We start from the raw sequence: 21,705 nt of genomic DNA, 5'->3' as shown, positions 1-21,705 counted from the left end.
CCGGACGGCCCCGTCGTCCGTCCGCCGCAGCGGAGGCTAGGAGGCGTCCTTGGGGAAACTCTGTGACCGGTTCGCCCCCGCTGTGCCGATCAGCCAGTCCCTGCGTCCGGGCAGTTCGCCGCCCGCTCGCGGCAGCCGCACCTCGAAGCGCGCCCCGGTGCCGTCCGGGCCGTCGGCCACCGTGACGCTCCCCCGGTGCAGTGCCGTCTGCTGGGCGACCAGGGTCAGGCCGAGGCCGGAGCCGGTGCTGGCCGGGCCCCGCCGGAAGCGTTCGAAGATCTGGGCGCGGGCCTGCGGCGGTACCCCCGGTCCGCGGTCGTCCACCGTGATCAGCACCTGCTCCCCCGCTCCCCGTACGGCCACCGTCACCTCGGCCGGCCGCTCCGCGTCCCGGCCGTGGGCGAGCGCGTTGGCGAGGAGGTTGTCGAGCAGCAGTCGCAGGCCGGGTTCCCAGCCGTGGACGGTGAGCCCGGGGTCCGTATCCAGGGTGATCCGGGCTCCGGGGGCGCGCCGCCGGGCCTCGGCCACCGCGGCGTCGGCGGCCTCCGGCAGGTCGACGGTCCGCAGCGCCTCCGCCTCCACCAGGTCCCCGCGCCCCAGTTCGCGCAGCATGACCAGCAGGCCGAGCAGCCGTGCGTGTTCGCGGCGCAGGTCGGTGAGGACCTCGGTGCGGTCCGGGTCGGGGAGGCCTGGATGGTCGGCGAGGATGTCGAGGTTGGTGCCCATGCTCATCAGCGGGGTGCGCAGTTCGTGCGAGGCCGCGGTGGCGAAGGAGCGCGCGGTGTCCAGGGCCTCACCGGTGCGCACGGCCTGGGCGTCGTAGCGGGCGAGGACCGTCTGCAGGGTGGCGGCCAGTTCGTCCACCTCGGTCAGCCCGGTCGGCTCGTGGTGCAGCCGGGCGGTGCTGGTCCGCGGATCGAGGCCGGCGGCGCGGCGGTTGAGGCGGCGCAGCGGGCGGCCCGCCCCGGCGGCGACACCCCACGCGAGCAGGCCGGAGAGCGGGGCCGCGAGCAGCGCGGTGGTGACCACGCGCCGACGCACCAGATGGAGTTGGGCACGGTCGGCGGTGTCCTGCGCGAAGACCCACAGGGTGCCCGACACACGGGCGCCCGCGACCGGCACGGACAGCGCCCGCCAACTGTCGCCGTCGGCGCGGACGGTGACCGGGACGGACGTGTGGTCCGGCAGCGGGACGGAGGGGTCCGGCTGCGGTCCGCCGCTGTACGTCGTCCCCGGTCCGACGACGCGTACGCCGACGTCGAGGGCGGCGCTGTAGAGCCGCCGTTCCCTGGTGTCGGCAGCCTTGGGGCGGTCGTTGGCGCCGGCCCGCAGCAGCGCGAGGGCGTCGGGGACGACGGCCGCGGCCCGCTTGCGCAGGTGGTCGTCCTCCACCCGGTGCAGGTCCCGGGAGACCAGCTGGAGGAGGAGCCAGCCGGAGGCCAGGACGAGCAGGGGCACGGTGAGTCCGACGGCGAGCCCGATACGGGTCGAGAGCCTCACGGCTCCTCCCGCAGGACGAAGCCCACCCCGCGCACGGTGTGCACCAGCCGCCCGGCTCCGCCCGCCTCCAGTTTGCGGCGCAGATAGCTGACGAAGGTGTCCACGGCGTCGGTGCGCACATCGAAGTCGTAGCCCCACACGCGCTCCAGGAGCTGGTCGCGGGTGAGGACGAGCCCGGCGTTGCGGGCGAGCACTTCGAGGAGTTCGAATTCCCGCCGGGTCAGCTCCAGGGCCCTGCCGTCGCGCTCGGCGGTGCGGGCGGCCGGGTCGACGACCAGGCCCGCCACCCGCAGCACCTCGTGACCCGTCGGGGGGCGGCGGCGCAGCAGTGCGTGCAGCCGGAGCACGAGTTCCTGGAGGGCGAACGGCTTGACCAGGTAGTCGTCGCCGCCCGCCTGGAGTCCGGCGATGCGGTCGGCGGTCTCGTCGAGCGCGGAGAGCATGAGCACCGGCAGGTCCCGCCCGTCGTCGCGGAGCCGGGTGCACACCTCGATGCCGCTCATGCCGGGCATCGAGACGTCCAGGACGAGCACGTCCGGCGGCTCGTCGCGGACCGCGTCGAGGGCCTCGGGACCGCTGTCGGCGGTGCGGACCCGGAAGCCGCTCAGTCGCAGCCCGCGTTCCAGTGACCGTCGTATCGCCGCGTCGTCGTCGACGACCAGTACCGCACCGCTCATGCGCCTCGCCCCTCCTCATCGCCCGGTCAGGGTACGGCCCTCCTTCTCGCGGGCGGCAGCGGCGGCCGGGCTCCTCTTGGGCCAGAGCAGGTAGGACAGCGCGATCAGCCCGTGGATCACGACGATCCGCAGGGCGACCCACTGCCAGGAGCGCAGCGGGCCGGTGTCGCCGGAGTCGCCCACGTACCAGACCGCGGACTGGAGCAGGCCGAGGGCGACGGCGGACGCGAGCAGAGTGCGCAGCCAGAGCCGGCCCTCGTACCGGGCGCGGGCCGCCCCGTGGCGCGGCGGTTTCGGCGGGCGCGGGCCGCCGGCCAGCCGGTGGGCGGCGTGGCCGTCGAGCCATCGGACCGTGAAGTGCCCGTAGCCGACGGTGAAGCCGATGTAGAGCGCCGCCAGGCCGTGTTCCCAGCCCGGCTCGCCCCCGTTCCTGAGGTCGACGGCCGTCGCCACGAACAGCACCACCTCCAGCAGCGGCTCGCACAGCAGCAGCGCCGCGCCGGTGCGCCGCAGTCTCAGCAGGTAGCGGGCCCCCAGGCCGGCGGCGAGCAGCACCCAGAAGCCCACCTCGCAGGCGATGACCAGTCCGACGATCACGGTTCGCTCCTCTCGCTCGTCGTTCCAGGCTCGTCGCTGCAAAGGCGCGCTTCGTCGTCGTCGGTGACGAAACCGCGATACATCGAAAGATGCAGTCGGGGACCGTTCCCCGGGAGCACGCGGGCGGTCCGGCGGCCGTGTTGGATGGAGGGCATGGCCCTGACGCTCCCCCGCCCGCACCGCGACGACGTGCGCATCGCGGTCGGCGGGCTGCTCGGCGGGCTCACGCTGTGGGGCGTCGGTCTCCACAGCCGTGGCCCGAACGATCCGATGGCGCGCGTCGACCAGGGCTGGGCGGTCCTCGTCCCGCTGGTCGTCCTGGCCGGCTGTGAGCTGATGCGGCGCACCCGGCCGCGGACCGCCCTGCTCATCGGCACGGTCGCCCTCGTGGCGGATCTGCTGACGCGGGGCAGCCTGGCCAGCGTGGTGTTGTTCACCGACCTGGTGTACGCGGCGGTCCTGTACGGCTCGCCGGCCGCGGCCCGCCGCATTCCCTGGATCACGGGGCTGGTCACGGTGATCTCGACCGTGTGGCCGGTCGCCCTGTGGCGGAAGCCGGAGGGCCTGCTGATCGGGGCGTTCACCGGTCTGGTGACCTTCACCCCGGCGGCCACCGGCTGGATCGTCCGCAACCACCGTGACACCGCCGTCGCGGAACGGCTGCGTGCCGAACAGACGGCGCTGCTGGCCGAGATGGACCGGGTCCAGGCGGTCACGGCCGAACGGGCCAGGATGGCACGGGAGTTGCACGACATGGTCGCCAACCACCTGTCCGCCATCGCCATCCACTCCACGGCCGCGCTCTCGCTCCGCGATCCGAAGACGTCCGAGGACGCCCTCGCCGTCATCCGGGAGAACAGCGTCGAGGGACTCGCCGAGATGCAGCGGCTGATCGGCATCCTGCGCGACGGCAGCGGGGACAACAGGCCGGCCGCGGCGCCCACCCTGGACGGGCTCGGCGCGCTGGTGGACGGTGCACGCGCCAACGGGCTGGACGTCGGGCTCAGCGCGGACCACGGCAAGGTGCCCGCGCCGGTCGAGCTCGCCGCGTACCGCATCGTCCAGGAGTCCCTGACCAACGCGCTCAAGCACGCGGGCCCGGGCCGGGTGACGGTCGCGCTGGCGCTGCGGGACGACTGGCTCACCACGCGGGTCAGCAGTCCGTACGCCGACCGGGACCGACCGCGGGCGCCGGGCTCGGGGGCCGGCCTGGTCGGCATGCGGGAACGGGTGGCCCTGCTGCACGGCACGTTCGAGGCCGGTCCCGAGGACTCCCCCGCCGGGAGGGTCTGGACCGTGCGGGCCGCCCTGCCCCTGAACCGAGGAGTAGCCGCATGATCCGGGTGGTCGTCGCCGAGGACCAGTCCGCCGTGCGCGCCGGCCTTGTCCTCATCCTGCGCAGCGCGCCCGACATCGAGGTGGTCGGTGAGGCGGCGGACGGGGAGGAGGCGGTGCGGCAGGCTCGCCTGCTACGGCCGGACCTGGTCCTGATGGACGTGCAGATGCCCCGGCTGGACGGGGTGTCGGCCACCCGGCAGGTCGTCGCGGAGCGGCTCGCCGACGTCCTGGTGCTCACCACCTTCGACCTCGACGCGTACGTGTTCGGTGCGCTGCGCGCGGGCGCCGCCGGCTTCCTGCTGAAGAACACCGAGGCGCAGGACCTGCTGACGGCGGTACGGACGGTGGCGCGCGGGGAGGGGATCGTCGCGCCGGCGGTCACGCGCCGGCTGATCGCGGAGTTCGCCGCCGGGCCGGTGCGCGAGCCGTCCGCCGACGCGGCCGTGCTGGACACCCTGACCCGGCGAGAGCGCGAGGTGCTGTCCTGCCTCGGCGAGGGGCTGTCGAACGCGGAGATCGCGGCGCGCCTGGACATGGCGGAGGCGACGGCGAAGACCCATGTCAGCCGTCTGCTGGGGAAGCTGGAGATGCGCAACAGGGTGCAAGCGGCGGTACTGGCGCAGGAGTTGGGCGTCTAGCGCGCCGTACTGACACCGCATCATCCTCACTGGTCCAGACCTATTGACCTATGGTCCAGACCTTTCTATTCTCGCCGCACTGCGCTTAGCCATGCCCACGACACCGCCTGCCCCCACAGGCGATCAGACTCAAGAGGAGAGGCATCATGCGCTTCCGGCAGAGAGCCCGACACAGAACCGTGGCAGGGCTCACCACCCTGCTCCTCCCCCTCGCCGCACTGGTCGGCCTCGCGGGCCCCGCCCACGCGGCCGCCGGCGCCAAGGCCACGTACACCAAGACCCAGGACTGGGGTACCGGCTTCGAAGGCAAGTGGACGGTCACCAACACCGGTACCACCAGCATCAGTTCCTGGACCGTCGAGTGGGACTTCCCCTCCGGCACGTCGGTCACCTCGGCCTGGGACGCCGACGTCACCTCCTCCGGCAACCACTGGACCGCCAAGAACAAGTCCTACAACGGCACCCTCGCCGCGGGCGCCTCCATCTCCTTCGGCTTCAACGGCTCCGGCTCCGGCTCGCCCTCCAACTGCAAGCTCAACGGCGACAGTTGTGACGGCACCACCGTGCCCGGGGACGCGGCCCCCTCCGCGCCCGGCACCCCGACCGCCTCCGCCATCACCGACACCTCGGTGAAGCTGTCCTGGTCCGCGGCCACCGACGACAAGGGCGTCAAGAACTACGACGTCCTGCGCGACGGCGCCAAGGTCGCGACGGTGACCACTACCTCGTACTCGGACACCGGGCTGACCGCCGGCACCGACTACTCGTACACCGTGCAGGCCCGTGACACCGCCGACCAGACCGGACCGGTCAGCGGCGCGGTCGCCGTGCACACCACGGGCGGCACCACCGACCCGCCGCCCACCGGCAACAAGGTCAGGCTCGGCTACTTCACCGAGTGGGGCATCTATGGCCGCAACTACAACGTCAAGAACCTGGTGACGTCCGGCTCCGCCGCCAAGATCACGCACATCAACTACGCCTTCGGCAACGTCACGAACGGCCAGTGCGCCATCGGCGACTCCTACGCCGACTACGACAAGGCCTTCACCGCCGACCAGTCCGTCAGCGGCACCGCCGACACCTGGGACCAGCCGCTGCGCGGCAACTTCAACCAGCTGCGCCAGCTGAAGGCCAAGTACCCGAACATCAAGGTGCTGTGGTCCTTCGGCGGCTGGACCTGGTCCGGCGGCTTCGCGCAGGCGGCGGCCAACCCGACCGCCTTCGCCCAGTCCTGCTACAACCTGGTCGAGGACCCGCGCTGGGCCGACGTCTTCGACGGCATCGACATCGACTGGGAGTACCCGAACGCCTGCGGCCTGAGCTGCGACACCAGCGGGGCGGCGGCCTACAAGAACCTGATGCAGGCGCTGCGCGCCAAGTTCGGCTCGAACAACCTGGTCACCGCGGCCACCACCGCTGACGGCTCCTCCGGCGGCAAGATCGACGCCGCCGACTACGCGGGCGCCGCACAGTACGTCGACTGGTACAACGTGATGACGTACGACTTCTTCGGCGCCTGGGCGGCCCAGGGCCCGACGGCCCCGCACTCCCCGCTCACCTCGTACAGCGGCATCCCGACGGCCGGCTTCACCACGGCCGACGCGATCGCCAAGTACAAGGCGAAGGGCGTGCCCGCGAGCAAGCTGCTGATCGGCATCGGCTTCTACGGGCGCGGCTGGACCGGCGTCACCCAGGACGCCCCCGGCGGCACCGCGACAGGACCCGCCGCCGGCACGTACGAGCAGGGCATCGAGGACTACAAGGTCCTCAAGACGTCCTGCCCCGCCACCGGCACCATCGCCGGAACGGCGTACGCGCACTGCGGCAGCAACTGGTGGAGCTACGACACCCCGGCCACCATCGGGACCAAGATGACCTGGGCCAAGAACCAGGGCCTGGGCGGCGCCTTCTTCTGGGAGTTCAGCGGCGACACCAGCAACGGTGAACTCGTCAGCGCCATCAACAGCGGCCTGTCGTAGGAAAGTCGGAACACCCGGGCGTCTCTGACGCCCCTCCCCGGACCCGGTCCGGGACATCTCACCCGGCGGGTGGACGTGACCTCTCAGGCCACGTTCACCCGCTGTCCGGGTGGTGCGGCCTCCAGCCACGCGAGGAATCCCGTCAGGGCGTCCTCGCTCATCGCCAGTTCGAGCCGTGTCCCGCGGTGCAGACAGGCGAGGATGATCGCGTCGGAGAGCAGGGCCAGCTCCTCCTCGCCCTCCGGGGCGCGGCGGCCGGCCACCTCGATCGCGGAACGCTCCAGCACACGACGCGGGCGCGGTGCGTAGGAGAAGACGCGGTACCACTCGATGCGGTCGCCGTTGTAGCGGGCCACCCCGTAGCTCCAGCCCTTGCCGCTGGGGTCGCCGTCCTCCGGGACGTCCCATCGCAGGCTGCAGTCGAACGTACCGCCGGACCGCTGGATCAGCCGGCGGCGGAGGCCGAAGACGAAAAGGCCCACGACCACGAGCGCCACTACCAACCCGCACACAGTCAGAGCGAGGACCATCGACACCGACCTCCTCGTCTCCTAGGTAAAGCAGGTAATGAAACGGAAAAAAGTACCCGCATCGCCTCAGCCGCGGCCCGGTCTGGATGTCTCCAGTCCCGGCCGCGGCTGAGTCACGTCATTCCGTGCGCGCTGGGGTCAGCGCGCCGCCACCGCCCGCAGGCGGACGTCCGCGCGACGCTCGGCGGAGGCATCGCCCTCCGCCTTCGCGCGCTCGAGCTCCCGCTCCGCACGCTGGACGTCGATCTCGTCCGACAGCTCGGCGATCTCGGCCAGCAGTGACAGCTTGTTGTCGGCGAACGAGATGAAACCGCCGTGCACCGCGGCGACGACCGTTCCACCATCACTCGTACGGATGGTCACCGGGCCCGACTCCAGCACACCGAGCAGCGGCTGGTGACCGGGCATGACGCCGATGTCGCCGGACGTGGTACGCGCGACGACCAGGGTGGCCTCGCCGGACCAGACACTGCGGTCCGCGGCGACGAGCTCGACGTGCAGCTCAGCAGCCAAGGTGGGCTCCTCGGGTCACCACCCGGCGTTGCTGCCGGGTGTTGGGTCAAAGTCTAGTAGGCGTACGGAGGGGGACGGGACGCGCCCCGCGAGGTGCGACCCCGCCCCCCTCACGCAGAACACGAGGTTCAGGAGACGCCGAGCTCCTTGGCGTTGGCCTTGAGGTCCTCAATGCCACCGCACATGAAGAACGCCTGCTCCGGGAAGTGGTCGTACTCACCGTCGATGATCGCGTTGAAGGCCGCGATCGACTCGTCCAGCGGGACGTCCGACCCGTCGACGCCGGTGAACTGCTTGGCGACGTGGGTGTTCTGGGACAGGAAGCGCTCCACGCGACGGGCACGGTGGACGGTGAGCTTGTCCTCTTCGCCCAGCTCGTCGATACCGAGGATCGCGATGATGTCCTGGAGGTCCTTGTACTTCTGCAGCACCGACTTCACGCGCATCGCGGCGGTGTAGTGGTCCTGCGCGATGTAGCGCGGGTCCAGGATGCGGGACGTGGAGTCCAGCGGGTCCACGGCCGGGTAGATGCCCTTCTCGGAGATCGGACGGGACAGAACCGTCGTCGCGTCGAGGTGGGCGAACGTGGTGGCCGGGGCCGGGTCGGTCAGGTCGTCCGCGGGGACGTAGATCGCCTGCATCGAGGTGATCGAGTGACCACGGGTCGAGGTGATGCGCTCCTGGAGGAGACCCATCTCGTCGGCCAGGTTCGGCTGGTAGCCCACCGCGGAGGGCATGCGGCCGAGCAGCGTGGAGACCTCGGAACCGGCCTGGGTGAAGCGGAAGATGTTGTCGATGAAGAACAGCACGTCCTGCTTCTGCACATCGCGGAAGTACTCCGCCATGGTCAGACCGGCCAGGGCCACGCGCAGACGGGTGCCCGGGGGCTCGTCCATCTGACCGAAGACAAGGGCGGTCTTGTCGATGACGCCCGAGTCCGACATCTCCTCGATGAGGTCGTTGCCCTCACGGGTGCGCTCACCGACACCGGCGAACACGGAGACACCGTCGTGGTTGTTGGCGACGCGGTAGATCATCTCCTGGATGAGCACCGTCTTGCCGACGCCGGCACCACCGAACAGACCGATCTTTCCACCCTTGACGTACGGGGTGAGAAGGTCGATGACCTTGACGCCGGTCTCGAACATCTCGGTCTTCGACTCGAGCTCGTCGAAGTTCGGGGCCTTGCGGTGGATGGACCAGCGCTCGCCCGTGTACTGCTCGTCGACGTTCAGCACCTCACCGAGGGTGTTGAACACCTTGCCCTTGGTGAAGTCGCCGACCGGGACGGTGATGCCGTCGCCGGTGTCGGTGACCGGAGCCTGGCGGACCAGACCGTCGGTGGGCTGCATGGAGATCGTGCGGACCAGGCCGTCACCCAGGTGCTGGGCGACCTCCAGGGTCAGCGTCTTCTTCTCGCCGGCGTTGGCCGGGTCGGCCACCTCGACGTGAAGGGCGTTGTAGATGTCCGGCATCGCGTCGACGGGGAACTCCACGTCGACGACCGGACCGATGACCCGGGCGACGCGGCCCGTGGCAACGGCCGTCTCTGAAGTCGTCGTCATTACTTGTCACTCCCCGCGGTCGCGTCGGCAAGGGCGCTGGCGCCACCGACGATCTCGCTGATTTCCTGGGTGATTTCGGCCTGGCGGGCCGCGTTGGCAAGACGGGAGAGCGTGTTGATCAGCTCGCCCGCGTTGTCGGTCGCCGACTTCATCGCGCGTCGCGTGGCGGCGTGCTTGGAGGCAGCCGACTGGAGCAGCGCGTTGTAGATTCGGCTCTCGACGTAGCGCGGCAGCAGGGCGTCGAGGACGTCCTCCGCCGACGGCTCGAACTCGAACAGCGGGAGGATCTCGCCCGTGCCGGACGCCTCCTCCGCCACCTCTTCGAGGCGAAGCGGAAGCAGTCGGCCGTCGATGGCCGTCTGCGTCATCATCGAGACGAACTCGGTGTAGACGATGTGGAGTTCGTCCACGCCGCCGTCCGCCGTCTCCTTCTCGATGGCCTCGATGAGCGGACCCGCGACCGTCTTCGCGTCCGCGTAGGTGGGCTCGTCGGTGAAGCCCGTCCACTGCTCCGCGATCTTGCGCTCACGGAAGTTGTAGTGGGCGACACCGCGGCGGCCGACGATGTACGTGTCGACCTGCTTGCCTTCCGCCTCGAGGCGCGCCGTCAGCTGCTCGGCGGCCTTGATGGCGTTGGAGTTGAAGGCGCCGGCCAGTCCGCGGTCGCTCGTGAGGAGCAGCACCGCGGAACGGGTCGCCGTCTCCGCCTCCGTGGTCAGCGGGTGCTTGGTGTTCGAACCGGTACCCACCGCCGTGACCGCGCGCGTGAGCTCGGTCGCGTACGGCGTGGAGGCCCTCACCTTGCGCTGCGCCTTCACGACACGCGAGGCGGCGATCATCTCCATCGCCTTGGTGATCTTCTTGGTCGCGGTGACGGATCGGATGCGACGCTTGTAGACCCGGAGCTGGGCTCCCATGAGTCAGGTCCCTTCCTTACGTCACTTGGCCGCGGCCGGGGCGTCCTCGCCGAGAAGCTTGCCGTCCGAGGTCTCGAACTGCTTCTTGAAGTCGGCGATCGCGTCGGCAACAGCGGTGAGGGTGTCGTCCGACATCTTGCCGCCCTCCTTGATGGAGGTCATGAGGCCCTGCTCCTTGCGGTGCAGGTACTCCAGGAGCTCCTTCTCGAAGCGGCGGATGTCGGCGACCGGCACGTCGTCCATCTTGCCGGTGGTGCCGGCCCACACGGAGACGACCTGGTCCTCGGTCGGCATCGGCTGGTACTGAGCCTGCTTGAGCAGCTCGACCATGCGCTGACCGCGCTCCAGCTGCGACTTCGACGCGGCGTCCAGGTCGGAACCGAAGGCGGCGAACGCCTCCAGCTCACGGAACTGGGCGAGGTCGACGCGCAGTCGGCCGGAGACCTGCTTCATCGCCTTGTGCTGGGCGGAACCACCGACACGGGAGACGGAGATACCGACGTTCAGCGCGGGACGCTGACCGGCGTTGAAGAGGTCCGACTCCAGGAAGCACTGGCCGTCGGTGATGGAGATGACGTTGGTCGGGATGAACGCCGACACGTCGTTCGCCTTGGTCTCGACGATCGGCAGACCCGTCATCGAACCGGCGCCCATGTCGTCGGAGAGCTTCGCGCAGCGCTCCAGCAGACGGGAGTGCAGGTAGAAGACGTCACCCGGGTAGGCCTCGCGGCCCGGCGGGCGGCGCAGCAGCAGGGAGACGGCGCGGTAGGCGTCGGCCTGCTTCGAGAGGTCGTCGAAGATGATGAGGACATGCTTGCCCTCGTACATCCACTGCTGGCCGATGGCCGAACCGGTGTACGGCGCCAGGTACTTGAAGCCGGCCGGGTCGGACGCCGGGGCGGCGACGATGGTCGTGTACTCGAGCGCGCCGGCCTCTTCCAGGGCACCGCGCACCGAGGCGATGGTGGAGCCCTTCTGGCCGATGGCGACGTAGATGCAGCGGACCTGCTTCTTCGGGTCGCCGGTGCGCCAGTTGTCGCGCTGGTTGATGATCGTGTCGACGGCCAGGGCGGTCTTGCCGGTCTGGCGGTCGCCGATGATCAGCTGACGCTGGCCACGGCCGACGGGGGTCATCGCGTCGACGGCCTTGTAGCCGGTCTCCATCGGCTCGTGCACCGACTTGCGCTGCATGACCGTGGGGGCCTGCAGTTCGAGGGCGCGGCGGCCGGTGGTCTCGATCTCGCCGAGGCCGTCGATCGGGTTGCCGAGCGGGTCGACAACGCGGCCGAGGTAGCCCTCGCCGACGGCGACGGACAGAACCTCTCCGGTGCGCTGCACCGGCTGGCCCTCCTCGATGCCGCTGAACTCGCCGAGGACGATGGCGCCGATCTCGCGCTCTTCCAGGTTCAGCGCGAGGCCGAGGGTGCCGTCCTCGAACTTCAGCAGTTCGTTGGCCATGGCCGAGGGCAGGCCCTCGACCTTCGCGATGCCGTCGCCGGCAAGGGTGACCGTACCGACCTCCTCGCGCGAGGCCGCGTCCGGCTTGTACGACTGGACAAAGTTCTCCAGCGCGTCCCGGATCTCCTCCGGCCGGATCGTGAGCTCCGCCATCTGGGTTCCCTGCTCTCCTTGTTGGGCCCGAAGTTTCACTTTGGGGGGATGGGGACTCCCCCCTAAGAGAGGTGAATCCTCTGCACGGCCCAACGAGGGCCGTAATTACGTACTTCTTTTTGAGTTGCTGCTAGCCGGCCAGGCGGCGGCCTGCGTCCTCAAGTCGATCCGCGATGGAGCCGTTGATGACCTCGTCGCCGACCTGCACCCGGATCCCGCCGAGGACCTCGGGGTCCACGTCGAGGTTGAGGTGCATCTGACGGCCGTAGAGCTTCGCCAGAGCGGCGCCGAGGCGCTGCTTCTGTCCGTCGCTCAGCGGGACCGCCGAGGTGACGACGGCGACCACGCGGTTGCGGCGCTCTGCGGCGAGCTTGGACAGGGACTCGAGTCCCGCTTCCAGGCTACGTCCACGCGGAGCGGTCACAAGGCGCGTCACCAGGCGCTCGGTGGTCACGTCGGCCCGTCCGCCGAGCAGGCTGCGCAGCAGCTCGCTCTTGGCCGCCTTGGAGGCGGCGCGGTCGGTCAGCGCGGCGCGCAGCTCGGTGTTCGAGGAGACGATCCGGCCGAACCGGAACAGCTCGTCCTCGACGTTGTCGAGGCCACCGCTGCGCTGCGCGGCCGTGAGGTCGGCCGTCGCGGTCAGTTCCTCCAGCGCGTCCACCAGGTCGCGGGGCTGCGACCAGCGGGAACGCACCATGCCGGACACCAGGTCGGCGGCCGTGCCGCTCACCTGGCCGCCGAGCAGGCGCTGCGCCAGTTCGGCCTTGGCCTCGCCGGGCTGCGCCGGGTCGGTCAGGACCCGACGCAGCGACACCTCGCGGTCGAGCAGCGCGGTGACGGCGGCCAGCTCGTCGGCGAGCTGCGCCGCGTCCACGGACGCCGAGTCCGTCAGCGCGTCGAGACGCTCACGGGCTGCTGCGAATGCCTCGCGGCTCGCTCCGTGCGCTGTCATCGAGCTGCCTCGGCCTTCTCCTCAAGCTCGTCGAGGAAGCGGTCGATGACACGGCTCTGCCGGGCGTGGTCCTCGAGGGACTCGCCGACCAGCTTGCCGGCCAGGGCCGTGGCCAGCTGGCCGACGTCCTGACGCAGCGCCTGGGCGGCAGCCTTGCGGTCCGCCTCGATCTGCGCGTGACCGGCGGTGACGATCTCCTCGCGCTGCCGCTGGCCTTCCGCACGCATCTCGGTGATGAGCGTGGCGCCCTGTTCCTGCGCCTCCTGGCGCAGACGGGCCGCCTCGTGCCGGGCCTCGGCGAGCTGCGCCTTGTACTGCTCAAGAACGCTCTGGGCCTCGGTCTGAGCGGCCTCGGCCTTCTCGATACCGCCCTCGATGGCCTCGCGACGCTGCTCCAGAACCTTGTTGATGTTCGGGAGGAGCTTCCAGGCCAGGAAGCCGAAGACGATGACGAAGGCGATCAGGCCGATGACAAGCTCGGGGATCGGCGGGACGAGGGGGTTTTCCTTCTCCTCGGCCGCCAGAATGAGCAGGTGGCTCATTTCAGTGCCTTTCGTCTAGTGGGCTGTTGCTGATCGGTCGATCAGGTGCCGTAGACGAACGGCATGACCAGACCGATGAGGGCGAGCGCCTCACAGAAGGCGAAGCCGAGGATCTGGTTGGCGCGGATCAGACCGGCGGCCTCAGGCTGACGGGCGAGCGCCTGGGTGCCGTTACCGAAGATGATGCCGACGCCGACGCCGGGGCCGATGGCCGCGAGGCCGTAACCGATCGAGCCGAGCGAGCCGGAGACAGCGGCAAGGGTCTGGGACATGCCAGTTCTTCCTTTTCTTTACGGACCGGTGGGGGTTGGCCACCGGACGAGTGCGGGGTCGAGAGGGGCTGCGCTCAGTGGTGCTCGGCCAGCGCGCCCTGGATGAAGGTGCAGGTCAGCAGCACGAACACGTACGCCTGCAGGGCCTGGATGAACAGCTCGAAGGCCGTCATGACGAGCGTCATGATGAACGAGACACCCGCGTAGGCGATGCCGATGCCGTTGAGCAGGTACCAGCTGGCGATCGTGAACAGCAGCAGCAGCGTGTGACCCGCGAACATGTTCGCGAACAGTCGCACGGCGTGCGTGAACGGCCGGACGATCAGGTTCGAGAGGAACTCGATGAACATGGCCAGCGGGAGGACCGGGCCGAGCGACTTGTCGTAGCCGGTGAAGTTCTTGAGCGCACCGACGAAGCCGTGCCGCTTGAAGGTCAGCGAGACCCACAGGACGTAGACGATCAGTGCCAGAACGGCGGGGTACGCGATGATCGCGGTGACCGGGAACTGGGCGACCGGAATGATCGACCAGAGGTTCATCATCCAGATGAAGAAGAACAGCGAGACGATCAGCGGAACGTACTTCTCGCCTTCCTTCTTGCCGATCGTCTCGTAGACGACGCCGCGGCGGATGAAGTCGTAGCCCGCCTCGGCGACCATCTGCAGCTTGCCCGGGACGACCTTCGGCTTGCGGAAGGCGGCCCAGAAGAAGCCGATAACGATGATCGAGCCGAGCAGCGCCAGCAGCATCGTCTTGTTGAAGTACACGTTGCTGTCGCCGTCGCCCCAGAGGGGCTCGAACAGGAACGAGTGCAGGCCGGGAGCCGGGAAGCCACAGCCGTCGAAGATGTGGCAGTCGGTCTCGAAGGCGAGCACCTGCGTCGGGTCAGCACTCACCGCGGGCTCCTTCAGCGTGGCGCATAGGTACGGCAACCTCGTTGTGTCGGCGCGGCGCGCAGCCGCGGTTCGGCACTGGACTGGTGTTACGGATGTGGGGGCGGCTGTGGGGCATCAAGCCTCGCGATTGAGCAGGCGTCAGCTCAGATGCCCGCGCCCGCGATGCCGCAGTTGGCACCGGACGATAGCAGGATCTCTTACGCGCACTTATCCCGGCCCTACCCCTCACGACGAGTGCCCCGACTTTTCGGGCTTGTCGCCCTTCGAGGAGTCGGGTTCGACGTAAAGGATCTTGGCCTTCATGTGGGCACGCGCCTGTGCGCCGATCCACACGAGCGTGGTGGCGACCAGGGTGAGCGCGAAGGCCTTGGGGTTGAACAGCGACGTGTTCTTGAACGCGGCGACGAAGACGAACAGCAGCAGGATCTGCGCCGTGTAGAGCAGCAGACCCATCGCCTGGAACAGGTGCGGAAGCGATTTGGCGGTGCGCTGCAGGACGTAGAGCCCGAGCCCCATGAAGAGGATCACGACAAGCGTCGCGACGACGGCCCCGATCGCTCCCTTGCCGCCGGCGACCACACCACTGACGACGGCGGCAACAGCGCCGACGGCAGCTGTGGGCACAGCGGCCTGTAGGAGGATCCGGGCGTCATTGGACGGCATGGCGGCAACTCCGCTTGTAAGGGGGGCGTGTCGTCATGGACGAGCGTAGTCCCGGGCTGAGAGAGAACCTCACGCCAAGGAACCGTCGCACTACGGTCCTTCGGCTCTATCCCGGGTTCTCGTGAACCGTATCACAAACTATTTGATGAGGTCTTTACCTGGTTGGTGTGCTCGCTGTCACACATGAGAGTGAACCTGCGCGTCTGTGCAAGAACAGCGTGGACTTGTCTGTTATTGGGGTGCTTTGCACCCCCACGACTTGGTCACGCGTTAGTCAGATTCTTACCTTCGCGTCAGCGCGACGACCCGGCATTGCGCCCATCCAGGAAGCGCGAACGGGGGCCGATGGCCGTCGCTCCGTTGACTCCCGAGACGCCCGCCACGACCGGCGCACGGTGCTCGCGCGCCTCGTCCGGCTCCTCGGCCTCCGCCGTCCCGTGCGTGACCTCCTGCCCCGCCTCCGCGGCGGCCGAGGAGGCCGCCCTGCGGCGCCGGTAGCGCGGCGGCACGAGGCGCTCGGCCCACTGCGGGGTGCGCGGGGTGAAGCGCGGCAGCAGGAGCAGGACGAGGCCGACCGCGCTGAGCGCGGCGATGCCGAGGACGATCCACATGGACGCCGAGTTGACCGAGAAGGCGAGGGCGCCGAAGGCGATCAGCGCGGACCAGAAGTACATGATCAGGACCGCGCGGCTGTGCGAGTGCCCGACCTCGAGGAGACGGTGGTGCAGGTGCCCGCGGTCGGCGGCGAACGGGGACTGGCCGCGCCAGGTACGCCGCACGATCGCCAGCACCAGGTCGGCGGCCGGCACCGCGATGATCGTCAGCGGGAGCAGCAGCGGGATGTAGACGGGCACCGTCTGGTGCACGGTGTTGCGCTCCGAACCGGAGAACAGGTTCATCGCGTCGGGGTCGATCTGCCCGGTGATGGAGATGGCGCCGGCCGCCAGCACGAGCCCGATGAGCATCGAGCCGGAGTCGCCCATGAAGATCCGCGCGGGATGCATGTTGTGCGGCAGGAAGCCGAGGCACATGCCCATGAGGATGGCCGCGAAGAGCGTCGCCGGGGCCGCGGCCTCGATGCCGTAGCTGTACCAGATGCGGTACGCGTACAGGAAGAACGCGGCGGAGGCGATGCACACCATGCCGGCTGCGAGGCCGTCGAGGCCGTCCACGAAGTTCACGGCGTTGATCGTGATCACGACGAGGGCCACGGTCAGCAGCGTGCCCTGCCACTGGGTGAGCGCCACCAGGCCGACACCGGGGATGGGCAGCCACAGGATCGTCAGACCCTGCACGACCATCACGCCCGCGGCGATCATCTGACCACCCAGCTTGATCAGCGCGTCGATCTCGAACTTGTCGTCGAGGACGCCGATGAGCCAGATCAGCGCGGCACCGGACAGCAGTGCCCGCGGCTCGTTGGAGTTCGAGAAGACCGCGTTCAGGTTCCTCAGGTGGTCGGCGACCAGCAGTCCCGCGCACAGCCCGAAGAACATCGCGATCCCGCCGAGGCGCGGAGTGGGTTCCCGGTGCACGTCGCGCGCACGGATCTCCGGCATGGCTCCGGCCACGATCGCGAATTTCCGTACCGGTCCTGTCAGCAGGTACGTCACCGCGGCCGTGATGCAGAGCGTCAGCAGGTATTCACGCACGGGCTTCCCCACAGGTCTCGCTGGCCATCTCAGCCCCACACCCTAGCGATGCACGCATATGGTTGGGGACTTCCGGGTAGCGACGATGGTTGCACGAGTGGCTGTGCACGAGTGTGCGAGTACCCCCGCTCAGTCCGGATAGGGCGGAAATCTGCCGGTGAGCTCCCGCACATCTTCACGCGCGGTCCTGGCGTCGACGTCCTCGCGCAGCACCCCGGCGAACAGGTCCGCGATCCACACCATCTCCGCCTCGCCCATGCCCTGCGTGGTCAGGGCGGCGGTGCCCAGCCGCAGACCGCGCGCGTCACCGTGGGGAAGCGCACACGTGTCGAGGACCATGCCCGCCGCGGCCAGGCGTGCGCGCGCGGTGCGTCCGTCGAGGCCGAGCGGCGCCGGGTCCGCGGCCAGCAGATGGGTGTCGGTACCGCCGGTGGTGATGTGCAGGCCCTGCGCCGCCAGCCGCTCCGCGAGCACTCTCGCGTTGGCGACCACCTGGTGGGCGTAGGCGGTGAAGGCCGGGGTCGCCGCCTCGCCGAACGCGACGGCCTTGGCGGCGATGGTGTGCATCTGCGCACCGCCCTGCGTGAACGGGAAGACCGCCCGGTCGACCCGCTCGGCCAGCTCCGCCCCGCACAGGATCATGCCGCCTCGGGGACCGCGCAGCACCTTGTGCGTCGTCGCGCACACGACATCGGCGTACGGCACCGGGTTGGGTGCGGCTCCCCCGGCCACGAGCCCGATGGGATGTGCTGCGTCGGCGATGAGATAGGCGCCCACCTCGTCGGCGATCTCGCGGAAGACGGCGTAGTCGATGTGGCGCGGGTAGGCGATCGATCCGCACACCAGGGCCTTGGGCCGGTGCGTCCTGGCGAGCGTGCGCACCTGCGCGTAGTCGATGAGCCCGCTGTCGGCCTCGACGCCGTATCCGACGAAGTCGAACCAGCGGCCGGAGAAGTTCGCGGGCGAACCGTGGGTGAGGTGACCACCGAAGGGCAGTCCCAGGGCGAGCACGGTGTCACCGGGCCGCAGCAGCGCGGCGTACGCGGCGAGGACCGCCGAAGACCCCGAGTGGGACTGCACGTTGGCGTGGGCGGACCCGAAGAGCGCCTTGGCGCGGTCCACGGCGAGACGCTCCGCGACGTCGACGATCTCGCACCCGCCGTGATGTCGGGCGCCGGGGTAGCCCTCGGCGTACTTGTTGGCGAGCGGCGAGCCGAGCGCGGCCAGCACGGCGGGCGAGGTGAAGTTCTCGGCCGCGATCAGCTGGAGCGTGGTGGACTGCCGGTCGAGCTCCCCGAGGATGATCTCGGCGAGCTCGGGGTCCTGGCGGCGCAGGACATCCGCTTCGAGCGTTTGTGTGACCGGCATGGTGGACTCCGGACCTCGGCGGGGGGACGCTACGTCCCAATGTAGAACCGGGGCCGGTGGGGCGCCCGGTATCACCACCATTCGCACCGCGCGCGGTCGTTGCGCCTAGGCCCGGGCCGGCACACCCGTCAGCGCGGTCACCACGGGGTCCAGCGCCTCGTTGATCTCGTCCCCGATCGACCGGAAGAAGGGCAGCGGCGCCCCGTAGGGGTCGTACACCTCGTCCGCCTCGGCGGTCGGGGCCAGCAGCCATCCGCGCAGCGCGGCGGCGGCCCGCACGAGGGCGCGGGCGCGTTCGACGACACCGTCGTCCAGCGGCGGAAGCGTCGCCGGGTCTATCGCCCGTACGAGGCGGGTGAACTCCTTCAGGGTGAAGGTGCGCAGGCCCGCGGAGTGGCCCATCGAGATGACCTGGGCCCGGTGGTCACGGGTGGCGGTCAGGACCAGGTCGGCGCGGATGACGTGTTCGTCGAGGAGTTCCCGGCCGACGAAGCCGGAGGCGTCCGCGCCGAAGTCGGCGAGGACCGTCTCGGCGTTGGCCTCCATGGGCGCGCCCTCGTGGCCCCAGGTGCCGGCGCTCTCCACGATCAGGCCGCCCCACAGGGGGTCGCCGAGCCGGTCCGCCAGGGCATGCCGGGTCAGCCGCTCGGTGATCGGCGAACGGCACACGTTGCCGGTGCTGACGTGGAGGATGCGGAAGGACCCGCCGGCGAGCCCGCCGGCCTCCGTGATCCCCTCGCCTATGCCACGCATGGGGGTGCCCCCTGGTCGAGCGGAGCCGCGGGCCGGGAGGTGTCAGGGGCTGTCAATTCGCCACCTCGAGGTCGGGTACGACCTTCCGGAGCTCGTCCGCCGACAGTGCGCCCGCACGCAGCAGCACGGGCACCTTGCCGGTCACGTCGACGATCGAGGAGGGCACGTTGCCCGGGGTGGGGCCGCCGTCCAGGTAGACCGAGATGGAGTCGCCGAGCATCTCCTGCGCGGCGTCGCAGTCCTCCGGCGCCGGGTGGCCGGTGAGGTTCGCGGACGACACGGCCATCGGGCCGACCTCGCTGAGCAGTTCGATGGCGACCGGGTGCAGCGGCATGCGCACGGCGACGGTGCCACGGGTGTCACCGAGGTCCCACTGGAGGGACGGCTGGTGCTTGGTGACGAGCGTCAGGGCGCCCGGCCAGAAGGCGTCGACGAGCTCCCAGGCCATCTCGGAGAAGTCCGTGACGAGGCCGTGCAGGGTGTTCGGGGAGCCGATGAGGACGGGGGTGGGCATGTTGCGGCCCCGGCCCTTGGCCTCCAGGAGGTCGGCGACGGCCTCCGAGGAGAACGCGTCGGCGCCCACGCCGTACACGGTGTCGGTCGGGAGGACCACCAGCTCGCCACGGCGGACGGCGGACGCTGCCTCACGCAGACCGGTGGTGCGGTCGGTCGCGTCGTTGGTGTCGTATCGCCGTGCCATTTAGCGGGCCTCCTCGTACACGTACTGCTGGCTGGGGAACGTGATGCGCGTGCTCACGGCATCGCCTTGCGGGCGGTCGCGAACCGCGGCCGGTTGTTGAGGTCCGGGTGGTCGGCCGCGTCGGCCCAGCCCCGCTCCTCGGTGAAGATCCACGGCACCTGTCCGCCCTGGGTGTCGGCGTGCTCGATGACGACGACGCCGCCGGGGCGCAGCAGCCGGTGCGCGGTGCGCTCGATGCCGCGGATGAGGTCGAGTCCGTCCTCGCCGGAGAACAGGGCGAGTTCGGGATCGTAGTCCCGGGCCTCCGGAGCGACGTACTCCCACTCCGTCAGCGGGATGTACGGCGGATTGGAGACCACCAGGTCCACTTGGCCGTCGAGGTCCGGGAAGGCCTCCAGGGCGTCTCCCTGGCGCAGGTCGACCCTGGACCCCTCGACGTTCTTGCGCGTCCACCGCAGGGCGTCCTCGGACAGCTCCACGGCGTGCACGCGGGAGCGCGGCACCTCCTGCGCCAGGGCGAGCGCGATGGCGCCCGAACCGGTGCACAGGTCCACGATCAGGGGTTCGACGACGTCCATCGCGCGGACGGCGTCTATGGCCCAGCCCACCACCGACTCGGTCTCCGGCCGGGGCACGAACACTCCGGGCCCGACCTGGAGTTCCAGGTAGCGGAAGTAGGCCCGCCCGGTGATGTGCTGGAGCGGCTCGCGGGCCTCACGGCGCGCGGTCACCTCCCAGTAACGGGCGTCGAAGTCCGCGTCCTTGACGGTGTGCAGCTCGCCCCGCTTGACGCCGTGCACGAAGGCGGCGAGCTCCTCCGCGTCGTTGCGCGGCGAGGGCACGCCGGCGTCGGCCAGCCGCTGGGTGGCCTGGGCCACTTCCGCGAGCAGCAGGTTCACGCTGGTCCTCCGGGGCTGAGCTGTTGTCGTGTGCTGGGTGTAGCCGCCGCTGTTACGCGGCGGCGAGCTTGGCCGCCGAGTCCGCGTCGACGCAGGCCTGGATCACCGAGTCGAGTTCGCCGTCGAGGACCTGGTCCAAGTTGTACGCCTTGAAGCCGACCCGGTGGTCCGAGATGCGATTCTCCGGGAAGTTGTACGTACGGATCTTCTCGGAGCGGTCGACGGTACGGACCTGGCTGCGGCGGGCGTCCGCGGCCTCCCGCTCCGCTTCCTCCTGCGCCGCCGCGAGGAGCCTGGAGCGCAGGATACGCATCGCCTGCTCCTTGTTCTGCAGCTGGCTCTTCTCGTTCTGGCAGGAAGCGACGACTCCGGTGGGAATGTGCGTGATGCGCACCGCCGAGTCGGTCGTGTTGACGGACTGGCCGCCGGGACCCGACGAGCGGTACACGTCGATCCGCAGATCGTTCGCGTGGATCTCGACGTCGACCTCCTCGGCCTCCGGCGTGACCAGCACGCCCGCGGCGGAGGTGTGGATGCGGCCCTGCGACTCGGTCGACGGCACCCGCTGCACGCGGTGCACCCCGCCCTCGTACTTCAGACGGGCCCACACGCCCTGGCCGGGTTCGGTGGCGCCCTGGCCGCCCTTGGTCTTCACGGCGACCTGGACGTCCTTGTAGCCGCCGAGCTCCGACTCGGTGGAGTCGATGATCTCGGTCTTCCAGCCGACGCGCTCGGCGTACCGCAGGTACATGCGCAGCAGGTCGCCGGCGAACAGGGCGGACTCGTCGCCGCCCGCGCCCGCCTTGATCTCCAGGATCACGTCCTTGTCGTCGCTGGGGTCGCGCGGGACCAGCAGCAGGCGCAGCTTCTCGGTGAGCTCCTCGCGCTGCTTCTCCAGGTCCTTGACCTCGGCGGCGAAGTCGGGGTCGTCGGCGGCGAGCTCCTTCGCCGTCCCGATGTCGTCCCCGGCCTGCTTCCAGGAGCGGTACGTCGCGACGATCGGGGTCAGCTCGGCGTAGCGCTTGTTGAGCTTGCGCGCGTTGGCCTGGTCGGCGTGGACCGACGGGTCAGCGAGCTTCTTCTCCAGGTCGGCGTGCTCGCCGATGAGTTCCTCGACCGCCTCGAACATCTCCGGCTCCA

The 21,705-nt window shown here is 69.9% G+C and carries 22 protein-coding genes; 3 read left to right on the top strand and 19 right to left on the bottom strand.

Annotated elements, in window-relative coordinates:
- Positions 1–36: 36 nt before the first annotated feature.
- Genes BKI49_RS25980 through BKI49_RS25970 form a run of 3 tightly spaced genes read right to left on the bottom strand, consistent with a single transcriptional unit; the run spans position 37 to position 2,774 of the window.
- Positions 37–1,500 carry a sensor histidine kinase gene (locus BKI49_RS25980; protein WP_095936686.1) on the bottom strand — a complete coding sequence of 488 codons (1,464 nt, stop codon included), beginning with the start codon at positions 1,498–1,500 and terminating at the stop codon, positions 37–39.
- Complete coding sequence (locus tag BKI49_RS25975) at positions 1,497–2,177, bottom strand: response regulator transcription factor (RefSeq protein WP_095936685.1); 681 nt, start codon at positions 2,175–2,177, stop codon at positions 1,497–1,499. Before BKI49_RS25975 ends, BKI49_RS25980 begins: the two co-directional genes overlap by 4 nt.
- Positions 2,178–2,192: 15 nt before the next feature.
- Positions 2,193–2,774, bottom strand: a complete 582-nt coding sequence (locus BKI49_RS25970) for a hypothetical protein (RefSeq protein WP_095936684.1) — start codon at positions 2,772–2,774, stop codon at positions 2,193–2,195.
- 153 nt (positions 2,775–2,927) lie between these two features.
- On the opposite strand from BKI49_RS25970, the gene BKI49_RS25965 reads away from it, so the two are divergent.
- From BKI49_RS25965 to BKI49_RS25955, 3 genes are all read left to right on the top strand, one after another.
- Positions 2,928–4,112 carry a sensor histidine kinase gene (locus BKI49_RS25965; protein WP_095936760.1) on the top strand — a complete coding sequence of 395 codons (1,185 nt, stop codon included), beginning with the start codon at positions 2,928–2,930 and terminating at the stop codon, positions 4,110–4,112.
- Positions 4,109–4,750, top strand: a complete 642-nt coding sequence (locus BKI49_RS25960; RefSeq protein ID WP_095936683.1) for a response regulator — start codon at positions 4,109–4,111, stop codon at positions 4,748–4,750. Before BKI49_RS25965 ends, BKI49_RS25960 begins: the two co-directional genes overlap by 4 nt.
- A gap of 146 nt (positions 4,751–4,896) precedes the next feature.
- Entirely contained in the window at positions 4,897–6,732 is a 1,836-nt protein-coding gene (locus tag BKI49_RS25955; protein ID WP_095936682.1) for a glycoside hydrolase family 18 chitinase, read from the top strand.
- Between the two features lie 83 nt (positions 6,733–6,815).
- Here BKI49_RS25955 and BKI49_RS25950 read toward each other — a convergent pair whose 3' ends face one another.
- The 16 genes from BKI49_RS25950 to prfA form a co-directional block, all read right to left on the bottom strand.
- Positions 6,816–7,262: a DUF2550 domain-containing protein gene (locus BKI49_RS25950; protein ID WP_095936681.1), complete on the bottom strand. Its 447-nt coding sequence runs from the start codon at positions 7,260–7,262 to the stop codon at positions 6,816–6,818.
- Positions 7,263–7,400: 138 nt separating this feature from the next.
- A complete protein-coding gene (locus BKI49_RS25945; protein ID WP_095936680.1) occupies positions 7,401–7,775 on the bottom strand; it encodes a F0F1 ATP synthase subunit epsilon in 375 nt (124 codons plus the stop codon).
- 128 nt (positions 7,776–7,903) lie between these two features.
- Positions 7,904–9,340 carry a F0F1 ATP synthase subunit beta gene (atpD, locus tag BKI49_RS25940; RefSeq protein ID WP_095936679.1) on the bottom strand — a complete coding sequence of 479 codons (1,437 nt, stop codon included), beginning with the start codon at positions 9,338–9,340 and terminating at the stop codon, positions 7,904–7,906.
- Positions 9,340–10,257, bottom strand: a complete 918-nt coding sequence (locus BKI49_RS25935) for a F0F1 ATP synthase subunit gamma (protein ID WP_095936678.1) — start codon at positions 10,255–10,257, stop codon at positions 9,340–9,342. Before BKI49_RS25935 ends, atpD begins: the two co-directional genes overlap by 1 nt.
- A 21-nt stretch (positions 10,258–10,278) precedes the next feature.
- Entirely contained in the window at positions 10,279–11,868 is a 1,590-nt protein-coding gene (gene atpA / locus BKI49_RS25930) for a F0F1 ATP synthase subunit alpha (protein ID WP_095936677.1), read from the bottom strand.
- Positions 11,869–11,998: 130 nt separating this feature from the next.
- On the bottom strand, positions 11,999–12,820 hold the full coding sequence (locus BKI49_RS25925) for a F0F1 ATP synthase subunit delta (protein ID WP_095936676.1): 822 nt from the start codon (positions 12,818–12,820) through the stop codon (positions 11,999–12,001).
- Positions 12,817–13,362, bottom strand: coding sequence for a F0F1 ATP synthase subunit B (locus BKI49_RS25920; protein WP_028804226.1), 546 nt, complete (start codon positions 13,360–13,362; stop codon positions 12,817–12,819). The genes BKI49_RS25925 and BKI49_RS25920 overlap by 4 nt, the downstream gene beginning before the upstream one ends.
- 41 nt (positions 13,363–13,403) lie before the next feature.
- Positions 13,404–13,634, bottom strand: a complete 231-nt coding sequence (gene atpE, locus BKI49_RS25915) for an ATP synthase F0 subunit C (RefSeq protein ID WP_028804225.1) — start codon at positions 13,632–13,634, stop codon at positions 13,404–13,406.
- Positions 13,635–13,708: 74 nt separating this feature from the next.
- A complete protein-coding gene (atpB, locus tag BKI49_RS25910; protein WP_179332583.1) occupies positions 13,709–14,545 on the bottom strand; it encodes a F0F1 ATP synthase subunit A in 837 nt (278 codons plus the stop codon).
- Between the two features lie 210 nt (positions 14,546–14,755).
- Positions 14,756–15,193 (bottom strand): Cg1360 family ATP-synthase-associated protein, encoded by a 438-nt coding sequence (locus BKI49_RS25905; RefSeq protein WP_095936674.1) that lies wholly within the window; start codon positions 15,191–15,193, stop codon positions 14,756–14,758.
- A 293-nt stretch (positions 15,194–15,486) separates the two neighbouring features.
- A complete protein-coding gene (locus BKI49_RS25900) occupies positions 15,487–16,845 on the bottom strand; it encodes an MraY family glycosyltransferase (protein WP_095936673.1) in 1,359 nt (452 codons plus the stop codon).
- 129 nt (positions 16,846–16,974) lie between these two features.
- Positions 16,975–18,213 carry a serine hydroxymethyltransferase gene (gene glyA, locus BKI49_RS25895; RefSeq protein ID WP_095936672.1) on the bottom strand — a complete coding sequence of 413 codons (1,239 nt, stop codon included), beginning with the start codon at positions 18,211–18,213 and terminating at the stop codon, positions 16,975–16,977.
- A gap of 105 nt (positions 18,214–18,318) precedes the next feature.
- Entirely contained in the window at positions 18,319–18,966 is a 648-nt protein-coding gene (locus BKI49_RS25890; protein ID WP_095936671.1) for an arsenate reductase/protein-tyrosine-phosphatase family protein, read from the bottom strand.
- Positions 18,967–19,018: 52 nt separating this feature from the next.
- Positions 19,019–19,666: an L-threonylcarbamoyladenylate synthase gene (locus tag BKI49_RS25885; RefSeq protein ID WP_095936670.1), complete on the bottom strand. Its 648-nt coding sequence runs from the start codon at positions 19,664–19,666 to the stop codon at positions 19,019–19,021.
- A 53-nt stretch (positions 19,667–19,719) separates the two neighbouring features.
- Positions 19,720–20,565, bottom strand: coding sequence for a peptide chain release factor N(5)-glutamine methyltransferase (gene prmC / locus BKI49_RS25880; RefSeq protein WP_095936669.1), 846 nt, complete (start codon positions 20,563–20,565; stop codon positions 19,720–19,722).
- A gap of 52 nt (positions 20,566–20,617) precedes the next feature.
- Complete coding sequence (gene prfA, locus BKI49_RS25875) at positions 20,618–21,694, bottom strand: peptide chain release factor 1 (RefSeq protein ID WP_095936668.1); 1,077 nt, start codon at positions 21,692–21,694, stop codon at positions 20,618–20,620.
- Positions 21,695–21,705 lie beyond the last annotated feature (11 nt).

It is taken from the genome of Streptomyces sp. Tue6028 (genome assembly GCF_002300165.1).
Classification (GTDB): Bacteria; Actinomycetota; Actinomycetes; order Streptomycetales; family Streptomycetaceae; genus Streptomyces; species Streptomyces siamensis.
The sequence above is the reverse complement of the archived record's forward strand: the minus strand, read 5'-3'. Positions and strand labels throughout refer to the sequence as shown.